The 14,144-nt window shown below is 60.0% G+C and carries 11 protein-coding genes and 1 tRNA gene; 8 read left to right on the top strand and 4 right to left on the bottom strand.

Going from position 1 to position 14,144, the window contains the following annotated elements:
* The 6 genes from phnD to RH950_RS20785 all read left to right on the top strand — a co-directional run bounded on the left by phnD (nt 1) and on the right by RH950_RS20785 (nt 5,807).
* Entirely contained in the window at nt 1-918 is a 918-nt protein-coding gene (gene phnD, locus RH950_RS20810) for a phosphonate ABC transporter substrate-binding protein (RefSeq protein ID WP_350059671.1), read from the top strand.
* Between the two features lie 110 nt (nt 919-1,028).
* A complete protein-coding gene (phnE, locus tag RH950_RS20805) occupies nt 1,029-1,868 on the top strand; it encodes a phosphonate ABC transporter, permease protein PhnE (protein WP_350059670.1) in 840 nt (279 codons plus the stop codon).
* Nucleotides 1,869-1,879: 11 nt separating this feature from the next.
* Nucleotides 1,880-3,220 carry a phosphonate ABC transporter, permease protein PhnE gene (gene phnE / locus RH950_RS20800; RefSeq protein ID WP_350059669.1) on the top strand — a complete coding sequence of 447 codons (1,341 nt, stop codon included), beginning with the start codon at nt 1,880-1,882 and terminating at the stop codon, nt 3,218-3,220.
* 112 nt (nt 3,221-3,332) lie between these two features.
* Nucleotides 3,333-3,409, top strand: a tRNA-Met gene (locus tag RH950_RS20795).
* A gap of 309 nt (nt 3,410-3,718) precedes the next feature.
* Nucleotides 3,719-4,999, top strand: a complete 1,281-nt coding sequence (locus RH950_RS20790; RefSeq protein ID WP_350059668.1) for a GGDEF domain-containing protein — start codon at nt 3,719-3,721, stop codon at nt 4,997-4,999.
* Entirely contained in the window at nt 4,986-5,807 is an 822-nt protein-coding gene (locus tag RH950_RS20785) for a substrate-binding periplasmic protein (RefSeq protein WP_350059667.1), read from the top strand. The genes RH950_RS20790 and RH950_RS20785 overlap by 14 nt, the downstream gene beginning before the upstream one ends.
* A 59-nt stretch (nt 5,808-5,866) precedes the next feature.
* Here RH950_RS20785 and RH950_RS20780 read toward each other — a convergent pair whose 3' ends face one another.
* The 3 genes from RH950_RS20780 to RH950_RS20770 all read right to left on the bottom strand — a co-directional run bounded on the left by RH950_RS20780 (nt 5,867) and on the right by RH950_RS20770 (nt 9,127).
* Nucleotides 5,867-7,681, bottom strand: coding sequence for a DEAD/DEAH box helicase (locus RH950_RS20780; RefSeq protein WP_350059666.1), 1,815 nt, complete (start codon nt 7,679-7,681; stop codon nt 5,867-5,869).
* 299 nt (nt 7,682-7,980) lie between these two features.
* Nucleotides 7,981-8,727, bottom strand: a complete 747-nt coding sequence (locus tag RH950_RS20775) for an SDR family NAD(P)-dependent oxidoreductase (RefSeq protein ID WP_350059665.1) — start codon at nt 8,725-8,727, stop codon at nt 7,981-7,983.
* A gap of 7 nt (nt 8,728-8,734) precedes the next feature.
* On the bottom strand, nt 8,735-9,127 hold the full coding sequence (locus tag RH950_RS20770) for a thiol-disulfide oxidoreductase DCC family protein (RefSeq protein WP_350059664.1): 393 nt from the start codon (nt 9,125-9,127) through the stop codon (nt 8,735-8,737).
* Between the two features lie 397 nt (nt 9,128-9,524).
* Here RH950_RS20770 and RH950_RS20765 point away from each other — a divergent pair, with 397 nt between their 5' ends.
* Complete coding sequence (locus tag RH950_RS20765) at nt 9,525-11,711, top strand: PAS domain-containing sensor histidine kinase (protein WP_350059663.1); 2,187 nt, start codon at nt 9,525-9,527, stop codon at nt 11,709-11,711.
* A gap of 185 nt (nt 11,712-11,896) precedes the next feature.
* Here RH950_RS20765 and RH950_RS20760 read toward each other — a convergent pair whose 3' ends face one another.
* Nucleotides 11,897-12,844 carry a sulfurtransferase gene (locus RH950_RS20760; protein ID WP_350059662.1) on the bottom strand — a complete coding sequence of 316 codons (948 nt, stop codon included), beginning with the start codon at nt 12,842-12,844 and terminating at the stop codon, nt 11,897-11,899.
* A 396-nt stretch (nt 12,845-13,240) separates the two neighbouring features.
* Between RH950_RS20760 and RH950_RS20755 the strand changes: the two genes are divergently transcribed.
* A complete protein-coding gene (locus RH950_RS20755) occupies nt 13,241-14,050 on the top strand; it encodes a DODA-type extradiol aromatic ring-opening family dioxygenase (protein ID WP_350059661.1) in 810 nt (269 codons plus the stop codon).
* Nucleotides 14,051-14,144 lie beyond the last annotated feature (94 nt).

Here is a 14,144-nt window from a genome sequence, read left to right as displayed (position 1 = left end):
ATGAAGTTCGTTCGCAATTTTGCGGTGGCCGCGGCCGTCGCCATGACGGCGATTGGCGCCGCTTCCGTCCATGCCGAAGACAAGATTTCCGAGTTCCGCATTGGCGTGCTCGGCGGTGAGAACCAGTCCGACCGCATGCGCTCCAACGAGTGCGTCCGGAGCAAGGTCGAAGCGCTGCTCGGCGTGCCGACGAAGATCTTTGCGCCGGCCGACTATAACGGCGTCATCGAAGGCCTGATCGGCCGCAACCTGGACATGGCCTGGCTCGGTGCGTCCGGTTATGCCAAGACCTACATCACGGACCCGGAAGCTGTTGAGCCGGTCCTGGTGAAGATCAATGTCGACGGTTCCATGGGCTATCACTCCATCGGCTTTGCCCGCGTTGACAGCAACATCACGTCCCTCGACGGCATGCAGGGCAAGAAGTTCGGTTTCGGCGATCCGAACTCCACCTCCGGCTATCTCATCCCGTCCATCGAAATCCCGGCTGCCGGTTTCCCGATGGAAAGCGGCAAGTATTTCGGTGAGGTCGTCTTCACCGGCGGTCACGAGCAGACCATCGTTGCGGTCGCCAACGGTGACATCGACGCCGGCGTGACCTGGGCCGACGGCCTGGGTGCGTGGGAAGAAGGCTACAACAGCGGCGCCCTGCGCAAGGCTGCCGATGCCGGTCTCGTCGACATGACCCAGCTGGTGCAGATCTGGAAGTCCAAGGTGATCCCGGAAGGCCCGGTCGTGCTCCGCAAGGACCTGCCGTCCGACGTCAAGCTGAAGGTGACGGGCCTGATCGCCGGTCTCGCTTCCCTCGATCCGGAATGCGCCTACAGCTTCATGGCCGGTGAAATCAAGGGCATGGCCCCGGTTTCCCACGAGACCTACGAAGTCATCATCGAAGCGCGCAAGCGGAAGATGAAGTAAGGCTCTGCCTTGCTGACTGAACACGGACCGGGATCGCCTCTGCGCGGTCCCGGTCACGTTCCGGGCCCCGGGTCCGAAAATCTCAAGTTCCCAATTTGCAGGACATACCCATGGTCGAAGTGATGCGCCAGGAAGTGATCGCGCTCGAAGGGCGCCGACGACTTTACACCGGGCTTTCCCTCGCGCTGCTGCTCGCCATCGTGCTTTCCGGCTATAGCGAGGCCTCTTCGCTCAATTCCGGCGGCTTCCTGCAAGGCCTGTCCAAGTTCTTCGACTACCCGGCGCAGATCGTCATGCAGGCCTGGGATCAGGGATGGGGCTTCTGGGCCCTGTTCCCGAAATTCCTGCCGGCCCTGATCGAGACCCTGAACATCGCGGCCGTGGCCACGCTGATCGGCGCTGTCTTCGCCATGATCCTGTCGCTGCTGTCCAGCCGAAATCTGGAGGTTCCGGGGGCCGTGATTCCGGTCGTGCGGCGCATCATGGATATCATGCGCGCATTCCCGGAACTGATCATTGCGCTGTTCCTGATCTTCGTGCTCGGCGCCAGCCCGGTGCCGGCTGCCATCGCGGTTGCGTTCCATACTTCCGGCGCGCTCGGCAAGCTGTTCTCCGAGGTGAACGAGAATATCGACGTAAAGCCGCTGGAAGGCCTTAAGGCGACCGGCAGCACATGGCTGCAACGTGTGCGCTTTGGTGTCATCCCGCAGGTGCTGCCGAACTACAGCAGCTATTTCCTGCTGCGTTTCGAAATCAATGTGCGCGCTTCCGCCATTCTCGGCTTTGTCGGCGCCGGTGGCATCGGATCCGAACTCAGCCGGGCCATCGGCTGGGGCGCCGGGTCGGAGACCGCCGCGCTCTTCCTCATGCTGTTCCTGTCGATCGTCGCCATTGATCAGCTTTCCTCATATCTGCGCCGGCATTTCGTCGGCTCAGAGAATTTCAGCTAGGGGAGGCGGATATGGCTGTCATTTCCGATCAGGGCGCTGCGCTCATGGCCGAACCGGTCCGCATCGCGGTGAAAAAGGCCTCCGCCACGCCAATGCTGCTGCTGGCCGGCGTGGTGCTGTATCTCTTCTATGCCTGGACCGCATTCGACATCACGGCGCTGCTTTCCCGGGCGCAGCTCTCCAAGGGCGCGCTGCTGATTTCCGATGCGGTGGCCTACAAGACCCACGTCACCAAGAGCTTCCGCCGGGGCGACTTCGAGGTCGCCATCGAGGGCGAACGGCATGCGACTTTCGAGACGCTGCCGGACTGGGTGACGGGCAATGCCGACACATTCACCGTCGATCTCGGCGAGGGATATGTCGTCCGGGTCGAGGGTGAGAGCGTCGATTTCGAGGTGCCGGGTTACGGCACCATCCATGCCGAACTGGTGGGCAAGAAGATCGTCGCCACGCTGCCCGACGGACCGGTGCCGGATTGGCTCAATGCCCGCGATGTGAAGCTCGATGCCCGGCCGACCTTCTCCCGCAGGGTGCAATTCACCCGGGCCAAGATCGAGATCCACAAGTTCAATTACGGCTGGGAAAATTTCTGGTTCCCCTTTACCTCGGAGCTGCACGGCAAGAGCGTCGGTGAGCTGGCCGCACTCGCCGCTTCCGGAGACCGTCTGACCCCGGGCCAGGCGAACTGGCAGTACATCCTGGCGAGCTTCTGGGGCAATCCGGAATGGCAGCACGGCCATGTCGCCGTGGCCCTGTTCGAGACCATCCTGATGGCGGTCCTCGGTACCGTCACGGCGGCCTTCTGCGGCCTGCCGCTGGCCTTCGTGGCGGCATCGAACTTCAACCCGAACAGCACGATCCGCTTCGTCGTGCGCCGGATGTTCGATTTCGTCCGCGGCATCGACATGCTGATCTGGTCGCTGATCTTCATCCGGGCCTTCGGCCTCGGCCCGCTGACCGGCTCGCTCGCCATCGCCTTCACCGATACGGGCTCCCTCGGCAAGCTGTTCTCCGAGGCGCTGGAGAATATCGACCGCAAGCAGGTGGAGGGGGTTTCCGCCACCGGCGCGACCCGCTGGCAGCGCTACCGCTTCGGCGTGATCCCGCAGATCCTGCCGGTCTTCACCTCGCAGTTCCTCTATTACGTGGAATCCAACACCCGCTCGGCAACGGTGATCGGCGCCCTCGGTGCCGGCGGCATCGGCCTTGTCCTGGTGGAGACCATGCGGACCTCGCGCGACTGGGAAAACACCTTCTATATCATCAGCCTGATCATCGTCATGGTGTTCATGATGGACGGCGCGTCAAGCTGGCTGCGGCGCAAGCTGATCGCCGGCGGGGAGAGCCGGTAAAGAATTCAGCCGGGCAGGGCACCCCTCTGTTGACAAGCCCGGCCCGGCTCGCCTATATGCGTGCTTCCGCGCGGGCAAGACGGCTTCGGCCAGGCCCCCGCGAGCCCCATGGGGCGGAGTAGCTCAGCTGGTTAGAGCAGCGGAATCATAATCCGCGTGTCGGGGGTTCAAGTCCCTCCTCCGCTACCATTTCTCCAATCAGAAAATGCGACTTGATTAGCCGCCTAGCGTCGCTGGCTCCGTTCGGTTGCACCGTCCCGGGCTGACTACCGTGCTCCGCGCCGCCGCCGGAACCCGGAAATATCGACAAATATTCCTATGCGAACCGCCGTTCGTAATCCGGTACCGAAATTCACCAAAGGCGCCCCGCAGACGAAGTGTCCTGGCGGTTCGGGCGGCCCTGTTCACGCGCACATTGCCGGGTGCGCATTAACTGAAAATTATGCCATTAATACTAGGGTCATCTACGGTAATCCCAAAGCCTGCCCGGAATGAAAAATGCGTTCTAGATTTTTTCGACCTAACAATCTGTCGCAACAATTATTGCGTGTTATTTTTTCCATTTACTTGGCTGTTACCCTGTTGATCACGGGTATCCAGTTCCTGACAGAATATGTAAAGACCAAAGAGTCAATTTTGCAGGAATTGGAGCAGTTGGCGCAAACTGTCAGCGCACCTCTTTCCACCAGTCTTTGGCAATACAATGAAAAACAGGTTGAATCGCTCGCCAGCGGGCTGCTTGACATGCCGATTGTTGAAGGAATCGAAATTATTGACCAGCGGGCAGATGTAATCGTGTCCAAAAAGACTTATACAATGGCATCCGCGCCACTGTCCATTTTCAGTATCGATTCCAGCTTGATGTGGTCGTCAAATAATAAACGGACATACCTTGGATCTTTGAAAATACACTCATCTTCCAAGGTCGTTTTTGACAGGATATTGTTTAATTTTTTCCTGATATTTATCGGTACCGTCATAAATATCTCAATTCTGTTTTTCTCCTTTATATGGGCGTTTGACCGGTTTCTGGCCGTCCCCTTGAGCGAACTGATATCGCAGATTGACGACCTGAGGCTGAACCGGAAAACCGGCAGACGGATAAGTCTCTCGGTCGTCGAGAACAACGAACTCCGGCAGCTGCAGGACCATATGAACGTGATGCTTTCCGACATAGAGACGCATCAGGAACGTCTGTTGGAGGACGAGAAAGCGAAGCGAATCTGGCTGGAAGATGCTGTTGCGAAGAGAACCGAGGAATTGCTTGTCGCCAACGAAAAGCTGAAAGACCTTGCGGCAAAGGATTCACTGACCGGTATATTGAATCGCGGAAGCTTTTATGATCATGCAGACCCTCTGCTCGCGCTTTCCCTGCGCAGAAACATGCCGTCATCATTCATTCTGATGGATCTGGACCACTTCAAGTCAGTAAACGATACGCACGGGCATTTCGTCGGCGACAAGGTGCTCGTCCATTTTACGCATGTCACCCGGGACCTGCTGAGAAAGCCGGACCTTTTCGGAAGAATCGGCGGAGAGGAATTCGCCATATTCCTGCCTGATACGGATCTTGATGAAGCCTCCCGGCTTGCAGAAGAAATCCGGAAGGCCGTAGGGACCTCCGTTCTGGATGTCGACGGCAAGACAGTCACCTGCACCATCAGTCTCGGTGTCGCATCATCCGAGCCAAGAGACATTTCGGTGGACGCGCTGTTGAAGCGCGCCGATCTGAAACTTTACGAGGCAAAAAACAAAGGTCGTGATCGTGTCCAGATCTAAAATGCTGCATCGCCTGTCTTTCCTGCTGCTCCTGCTTGCAGGATCCGGCATCGGCAGCGCCGGACATGCGGAGACGTTGAAGGTTTGCTACGACCAGTGGTCGCCGCTGACAATCTTCCCGTCGAACGGGGCCTCCGCACGGGGCGTCGTCATCGACATGTTCGACGAGATCTATACTGCGCAGGGATATGAGCTGGAGTTTTACGAAGTTCCACTGGCGCGCGGGCTCGCCATGGTGTCGGACGGTCTCTGTGATGTTCTGCCCGAATATGTCGGCTCGACGCACGCAGAGAACGCGTTTGTGTACGGCAACGAGCCGACATTTGCCTACACGACAGCCTTTGTCATACGGCGGGACGACCCGTGGCGCTATAACGGCATCCAGTCGATCAGGGGAAAACGCGTCGCAACCGGCCCCGGTTGGGACTACAGCTCAATGAGCGTCCCCTACCAGGACTATATCGAAGATCCGAAAAATGCGGACCTCGTCGAGGTGATCGCCGGATACGATGATGTGTTCGACCGTATTTTCCGCATGATCGTCGAAGACAGGGTCGACCTGTATGCCGACAACGAGCTGGTGCTTCAGCACGTTCTGAACCGGCTGAACCTGCATGACGACCTGCAGATCGTGCATCCCGGCCTGGAGAGAAAACTTGTCGAGAGACCGATCTTTTCAGCAAAGATCCCGGCCGCGAAAAGACAGGACCTCATAAGGATCTGGGATGAGGGCCGCCGGGCGATAAAGGGGGAGACGGAAAGAAGGATTCTCGAGAAGTACAATGTGAAACTGGAAGACCCGAGCTGATCATCGTTACCCTGGCGTGACGGCCGCAATGGGGGCGTTCCAGCCTGTGAGACCACCGGCTAGGCGACAAAATACGGCAGATCGTCCCTGGTCGAACATCCCAGGGTGACGATCCGTTCCGTTATTTTCACGGCGCGCTGGTATTTCGCCTCGCATTCCGCCCGGGACAGATCGTTGAGCAGCGGCCCCATGAGGGAGACGCCGTAGTCGGCTTGCAGGGTGCGAATCTGACGCCGTTTATCCAGACCGTCGGCCAGCCAGCCCAGCTCGAATTCCATCTTCTTGACGACAAAGCGTTTGTTATCGATCAGCTCGCGGCGGATTTCCGCTTCCGTCCTGAGGGTGTCCTCCCAATAGAGCCCTTCGGTGCTGGCGACCTCGGGGGAGGACTTCACGAAGGCCAGGCAGAAGACAAGAAACGCGATCTCCTTCTCGGTTGCCGTGCGCCAGGCGCTGCCTTCAAGCGTTGCCCAGATCGAGACGTTCAGGCTCTGATAGATCTCCGGCACTTTCGAGAAGAAAATCCGGTGCAGCTTGTTGTCGTTGAGCGTCAGGTCCAGTTTCTGCGCCTTGTAGATATCGACGGCCGCATACTTGTTGCACGCCGGGCATGTGTCGCCCTCGAAGAGACCCTTCCGGTAGATGTGGGAGCATGATTTCCCGCCGCCCAGCTCGTTCTTGCAGAGCAGATAGGTTTCCGGATTCTCCTCGTCGTCCTGTTGCTGGCCGATCCAGTTGAACCGGTTCTGAAACTGCAGGAAGGACCGGGGAGGGCTCCACAGGGTCCATTTCAGGTTCTCGACCGGGCCGAAGGTCGTCCAGTTCGAGCTGACATCGATGACGATGCATTCACTCTTGCTCGGCGAGGAGCGCAGCCCGCGCCCGATCGACTGGCCCCAGAGGACTTTCGAGAGGGTCGGCCGCATATGCACGATGATGTTGCACTCCGGGTTGTCCCATCCCTCGATCAGCACGCCGACCGAGATCAGCGCCTCGATATCGCCCTTGTTATGCGCCGCGAGGATCTGGCGCCGCTCCCGCAGAGGCGTTCCCGCCGTTATGATTGCCGTCTTGATTCCAATGCCGCGCAGGCGTTCCTCGGTAAATTCGGCGACCCGTATGTCCGGGCAGAACCAGGCGGATATCGGAAGCGGATGAATGTTCTCCCGTTCCTCCAGATAGGCCCGCGTGGCGTAATCGAGCATCGACGACCGGATGATCTCGTCGGTCAGCCGGGACACGGGATACTCGCCGGAGCTGACTTCGATGCCGTCGAGATTCAGGTCATGCACGAAATGCGGCCGGTATCGCGGCTGCACCAGGATGCCTTCCCTGATCAGGTCCTGGATGTCGGCACAGTCGATGATGGCGTCGAACGCCGCGCTCAGCTGGTCACGCTGATCGCCGGTCCGGCGTTCGGGTGATGCCGTCAGGCCCATGAAATGGGCGCCGGCCTTTCCCTTCTCGCGAAACAGATCGATGATCCGCTTGTAGCCCCTGCCGTTCGGCGAGACGCGGTGCGCCTCATCCACAATGATCAGGTCAGCCTTCGGGATGGCGTCCTCGAGCACTTCCCGCGCCCGCATGCTGGTGGAGAGGAGGACGTCGTAATCCGTGAAGGCCTCGCCCTTGTCCGAAACGTTCAGCGTTCTGACGCGCCGCCCCTTGGCCAGCGCCGCCTGAAGCTGGTCCAGCAGGACCAGCCGGTGGCACAGGATGAGCACGTTCTTGCCGTCGTAGAACCGGTCGATGATTTCCCGGGCAAGAACGGTTTTCCCGGCCCCGGTCGGGGCCTTGAGAACAAAGCGTTTGTAGCGGTCGCGTATGGACTGGAAATCGTCGATAACACTTTGCTGCCAGCGGCGGAGCTTCATGATTTAAAAGTATTCTCTCTTCTAAAGTGGCCAGCCGGTGCTGGCTGATAAATCCCGGCCGGTCACGGCGTCGGGCAAGCTTAATAGACTAAACTCGCGCAAAGTTCGAATTGCTTCGCCCGGGCTGCCGACCCTGACCGTTCGGAGGCAGGGGGCGCGCGGGCACTGTCAGGTCGACCTGCATAGGTACGTGGAAATCTCGAACAGTTCAAATATCTAGGGGCGGGATCTGGATATGCGGAGCGTCTTCACCCCGGGGAACCGCAGGCCGGTTGTTTGCCGAAGCCCGGATCTATCCGTCACCAAGGCACCTGATCGCCGCGCCAGTCGAAGAACCCCCCATTGTCGCCGGCCTCGAGCCCGTCCAGAACGGTGAGCAGATCCGCTGCTGCCGCAGCCGGGGTGTGCAGGGAAAGTCCCTGCTTGGCGAACGGGGCAGACAGGGATGTGTCGACAGTCCCCGGATGCAGGGCGACGCAGACTGCTTCGGGCGCGCGGCGCGCCAGTTCGATGGACGCTGTCCGGACGAACTGATTGAGCGCGGCCTTGGAGGCGCGATAGGCATACCAGCCGCCCAGGCGATTGTCGCCGATGGAGCCCACGCGCGCCGACAATGTGGCGAACACGGCCTTGCCGGAACGGGGCAGCCTTGGCAGCACATGTTTCATCAGCAGCGCCGGGCCGATGGCGTTGATTGCGAAAGCGTGGGCGAGCTTCTTTGCTTCGAGGTCGCGCCAGGTTTTCTCCGGGGGCTGGCCCGGATCGCTGAGAAAGCCGGTTGCATCGACGACAAGGCGGATGGTTCCCGCTGCCGCAGCCGTCTTCGCCGCCCGTTCCAGACTGGCCTCATCGGCAAGATCGACGGGAATGGCGCTGCCGCGGCTGAAGCCGATGACCGTCTTGAAGTGGTTTGCCGCGCCCAGAGCAGACACGAGTGCCGCGCCAATGCCGCCGGACGCGCCGAAAATTACGGCGACCCCGTCGGGATCGAATGATGTGAGGCGGATGCCTGCATGCGGGTCGCGGGACGGCGGTATCTTCTGCATCCTGGCGTTACCGTGCCGGTCTCAGCCGCCGGGCGGCGACGAACAGCCGCACGAGGCCGGGACGCGCGTGCAGAAACAGGCGGTAGCCGCATTCCAGGAGCGGCGTCATGCCCGGCAGCGACGCAATTCCGGCCACCCGGCGCCATCCGGGCAGGTGCCGCCAAAGCGCGACGAAGGCCGCGGCTCCCGAAAGCATCCTCCCGTCTTGCCCGATGACATGAAACCGAGCCATCGCCTTTTCCCTGTCAAGATCCGGGGGCAAAGCGGCTGCAGGCTCGGATATGTCGACAAAACGCAGCGCTCCTTCCGGCGCGCTGTTTTCATACATGCCGATTTCGGCCCTGCAGAGCGGGCAGGAGCCGTCAAAGAACACAACCGGTTTGGTTTCGTGATCCGTCAAATCCTGTCTCTTTCAATTGATTATGGGGCGGTCGGCGCCAGCGCCTGTCTGACACGGCGTTTCTCGGCGTCTTGCTATTGGATTTGTTACGGCACCCGCTGCGCCGCAGATCAATGCGGGGACAAAATTCTGCGGTGAGCCCGTCGGGATGGACAGATGCACGGGATCAGCCAGCGGAGGCCCGGAGACAGGGATCGAAAGGCCGGGAGCATGCGCACTGGCCGCTCAGTGCCGGATCGGCGGTCCATTTCCCCTCACGGCCAGGGATCGCATCATAGCTAACGCAAATCAGCAATCGCTGAGCGGTCTTTAATCCATTGCTAACCATATTCTTGTAGGATTGCCACCTAACCGTGAGCAAGAGCACCCCAATATGCCTCGTGCAGTGATTCGCCCCGTGGCGCTGTTTTTGACGATGATGACGATCGTCATCGGCGTGACCATCGCCGCCGGTACTGCCGGTGTTGCGGTCGTCGACATCATCCGTGGATATAGCAACGGGGCGACCCACTATGCCAAGGGACATCTCAGTGCGGTAACGTCCCTGTTCCGGTTCGCGCGGACTGGAGACCAGCAGGATTATGACGAATACCGCCGCCGCTTTCACCCGACGATCAGCGATGGGATAGCGCGGGAGATCCTCGACGCCGAGGACCTGCCCATCACTGACAGCTATGCCTTTCTCATCCAGGGAAGCAATCATCCCAATGATGTTGTGCGCATGGCATGGCTTTATCGGGTCTTCAAGGAAAACCCGCTTTTCAAGCCGGCGCGCGAGACCTGGGTTCTCGCAGACGAACGGGTCAAACAGATCGATGCACTGGCGGATCAGCTTCGGCAGCTCATCCTGACCACCCCCGAAAATCTCGATGCCCGTCGCGAGTTGGTCCGTGAGATCGAGCTGATCGACGCCGACCTGATCCAGCTGGAGGAGATCTTCTCGCAACAGCTGGGCTCCACGGCACGGTCGCTGACTTCTTTTATCTCATGGGGTTTGTTGGCGCTGGGCCTACTGCTGACGATCCTGGTCTGGGTGATCGGTGCCCTGGTCGGGCGCAGGCTGAAAGCGGCGCGCGATACGATACGCGATCGCGAGTCCCGGTTGGCGGACATCGTGGAGATCGCCGCCGACTGGGTCTGGGAAACCGATGCAGACCACCGCTACACCTATTTGTCCAAGCGTTTCGAGCAGATCACCGGGCTTTCGACGGCGGATTTTCTGGGCCGGAAGCGCCGGGATTTTGCAACCGCGGGGATCGATAAGAATTGGCATCGCCATTTCGATGATCTGGAGATGCACCGGCCGTTCCGCGATTTCGAGTACGTGTTCCGGGGGCCGGATGGCAAAGATCGACACTTTCGTGTCAACGGCAAGCCGGTGTTCGACGCGAGCGGTTGTTTCACCGGATATCGTGGCGCTGGCTCCGATATCTCGGAAGCGGTCGAAGCACGGCGCGAAGCGGCGGAGAAGCATGCGCTGCTGGAGGCGACCTTTCACCATATGGCCCAGGGCATCACTGTGTTTGATGCGAATCTAAAGGCCGTCGCCTTTAATCAGCGCTATCTGGAACTCCTCGATTTTCCGCCAGACCGGTTCGCGCCTGGTGATCCTTTTGAAGCGTTCGTGCGGTTTAATGCTGAGCGAGGCGAATATGGTCCGGGTGATATCGATGCGCAGGTCGCTGAGAGGGTAGCCGAAGCCAGTCTGCTCCAGTCGCGTGATTTCGAGCGCCCCCGTCCAGACGGCACGGTCCTGGAAATATTCGGCCGTCCGTTGCCCAACGGGGGGATGGTGACGACATATACCGACGTTACTGAGCGCAACCGGGTCATCGAGGAACTCAGCTCCGCGAAATTTGCCGCCGAGCTGGCCAACCAGACGAAGACCCAGTTTCTCGCCAATATGAGCCACGAACTGAGAACGCCGCTCAATGCGGTGATCGGGTTTTCCAGTTTGCTGACAAGGAAGAGCTTTGGTCCCCTGAGCGAACGCTATGTCGGTTATGCCGAAGATATCCACCAGAGTGGCCAGCATCTATTGGCGGTCATCAACGACATTCTCGATCTCTCCAAGGTCGAAATCGGACATGTGGATGTGTCCCGGGAAGCGGTCTCTGCCTGGGCCATCACCGAGACATGCTTCCATATCCTCCAGGAACGGGCGGATGCATCGAGCATTGCACTCGTCAACGAGGTACCGGCGGATGCGCCGACTCTGTTTGCCGACACACGGCTGCTGCGCCAGATCCTCCTCAACCTGATTGGCAACGCCATCAAATTCTCGAATCCGGGGGGCGCGGTCACGGTCCGGCACGTGACGACCGCCGACAATCGGGTTGGAGTGGCGGTGCATGACCATGGCGTCGGAATGGAGGAGGGCAAGATCGGGCAGGCGCTGCAGCCCTTCGTGCAGCTTGATACCGGTTATGCGCGGATGCACGAAGGTACCGGCCTCGGACTCTCCCTCGTTCAACGTTATCTGGAATTGCACGATGGTGAGCTGTCAATCGCCAGCGAGCCGGGTCGTGGCACTGTCGTGACGATCCTCTTTCCGGCTCCATCGACCCTGACCGCCAGATCTTGAATCCTGGTCAACTGCCGACGTCGATATGTGCACTCTGAATGTTCGCCGCATTCATCCGCAGCACACCATCGATGGCCTCTGCCGGAAACGCGCAAGGCAGGCCGAAGCCTGCCTTGTAAAAGTTTATCTAAGCGGTCCAGCGCCCGCGGATGCGTGTGCTGCGGCTGTACCCGGCAAAGTGCCGCCTATTGTTGCGCAATCGCGGACTGGACGCTCAGCGCCGGATCGGCGGTCCATTCGACCATCGAGCCGTCATAGAGTTTGGCGTCCTTGTTGCCCAGGATCTCGTGCGAGGCGAACCAGCCCAGGCTGGCCCAATGTCCGGTGTTGCAGAAATTGATCTGCTTCCCGGAGGTCGGTACACCGGCGATTTTGTAAAGCTTCTCGATCCCGGCCTTGTCCTTCAGCACGCCGCCATTTTCCGTCAGCCAGTCTTCCGGCAGGTTGTGGGCGCCCGGAATGGTGCCGGAGCGTTTCGCCTTGCCGTGTTTGGTAATGCCGAGGAATTGGGCGTAGGGGCGGTTGTCGATCATCACGCCGCCGGCACTCCAGGCCGTTGTCACGTCAGTTTTTGTCAGCAGCATGTCCTGGCGAAGTTCGGCAGAGAAGATCTCGGGGTCACGCTTGACCTCGCCCTGCTCGATCGGGTTGAGCGGTGCCTTGGTGTCTGCATCGATTTCCGCAGTATATGCCTTCATGCCGCCGTTCAGGATCGAGACCGCGTCATGGCCGAGGACCTTGAACGTCCAGTAGACCCGCGTCGCGGTTCCGACGTCGATTGCCGCGCCGCCGGCGGGCACGATGACGACATGGTCTTCGTTTGCGATGCCAAGATCCCCGATCAGTGTTTCAAGCACGGCAACATTCGGCAGTTGGGCGATGGTGCCGTTTCCGTCCTGATTGCGCCAGCCGTCCTTGAGATAGTTCGTCCAGATCGCACCGGGAATGTGGCCGCGCTTATAATCTTCCTCGCTGGCGCCGGCGAGCGTGCCGCGGACATCGAGAAACACGATCCCGGGTTTGCCGATATTGGCCACAGCCCAGTCGACGCTGACCAGGGGTGTCGCCACCTGGGCCACGGCTGCCCCGGACAGGGCGACCAAGGCGATCAATGCTGTGATGATCGGTTTCATTGTCGCGTTCCATTCTTTCATACGGCCGGACCTTGCCATGCGCGGCAGTCCACAGGCCGGGCGAGTTTTCTGGTCTGTTCGACGGTAGATATAAAATTCATTCCCGATTTGCTAGGTTGGGCCGTGAGAATAGAAGGGACCGGTCAAACATTGCTCCTGTTGTGAATGATTCGTTCCAGGTTGCCGTTGATCTCGGAACGGATCATGTTGGCCGATTAATGCCGTATTCCCGGCTTCCGCGATGCCGGGTCAAAGGAGAGGCTTTCGCCGACCGCTCCCACTTGTGGGGGCGATAGACGGAGGAGGCGAAGCAGCTTTTCGGCTGGATCAACTGCCGGGGCTTGTGAGTATGATCGGCCCAGGCACAAGCAGGTGGGCGTCCAGGGAGATCCGGTAATGGGGCAGATACTTTTCATACCGCATGGCGGGGGGCCGCTGCCGCTGCTTGGCGATCCCGGTTATGCACGGCTGGCGGACGCACTTCGCTCCCTGCACGCGACAGTAGGCGCCAGCAGGGCGATCCTGCTCGTCACCGCGCATTGGGAGGCTGACCTGCCATGCCTGTCGACGGCGCCGCACCCTGAAATGCTGTTCGACTATTACGGCTTTCCGGAAGAATCCTATCGCTTCACCTATCCGGCCCACGGGGCAACCGATCTCATAGAGCCTGTGGTCTCGGCGCTCGAGGCACAGGGCACCGGCGCGCTCCGTGATCCGGAGCGGGGATTCGACCATGGCACGTTCGTGCCGATGATGCTGATCCGGCCCGAAGCCGATATTCCGATTTTGCAGATGTCCCTGATGTCTTCGCTTGATCCTGAACAGCATCTGGGGATGGGGAGGGCTCTGGCCGGGCTGCTTGAGCAGGACATCACCCTGATTGGCTCGGGTTTCAGCTTTCACAATATCGAAGCTCTGATTGGCCGCTCCCGAGTGGATCTTGAGGCGGGATATTCCAAGGCGCGGGAATTCCACGCCCGGATCGACGAAGCCGTCTGCGCCGAAGGTCTGGGGCCGGGCGACCGGGCCAAACGTCTCATCGACTGGGAACAGGTTCCCGGTGCCCGGTTCTGTCACCCGCGGGAGGAGCACCTGCTGCCGCTGCATGTCTGTGTCGGCGCCGCTCTGGAAGCCGGCATGAAAGCGGAGCAGATCTTCAGCGAACCGGTGAAAGGCTACCAGACATCCGGATACCGCTGGTCCTGAAGATCCATACAGCGCGCGCGGTATTCCTCTGGCCCCGGGACAATGACCGGCGGGGGACCGGCGCCGATGACGGTGTCGCCTGTTTGAAAAGCTA

Origin of the sequence: Nisaea sp. (genome assembly GCF_040217065.1) — a bacterium.
Lineage (GTDB): Bacteria > Pseudomonadota > Alphaproteobacteria > Thalassobaculales > Thalassobaculaceae > Nisaea.
Note: the sequence above shows the minus strand (reverse complement) of the source record. Positions and strands in the feature narration are given on the sequence as shown.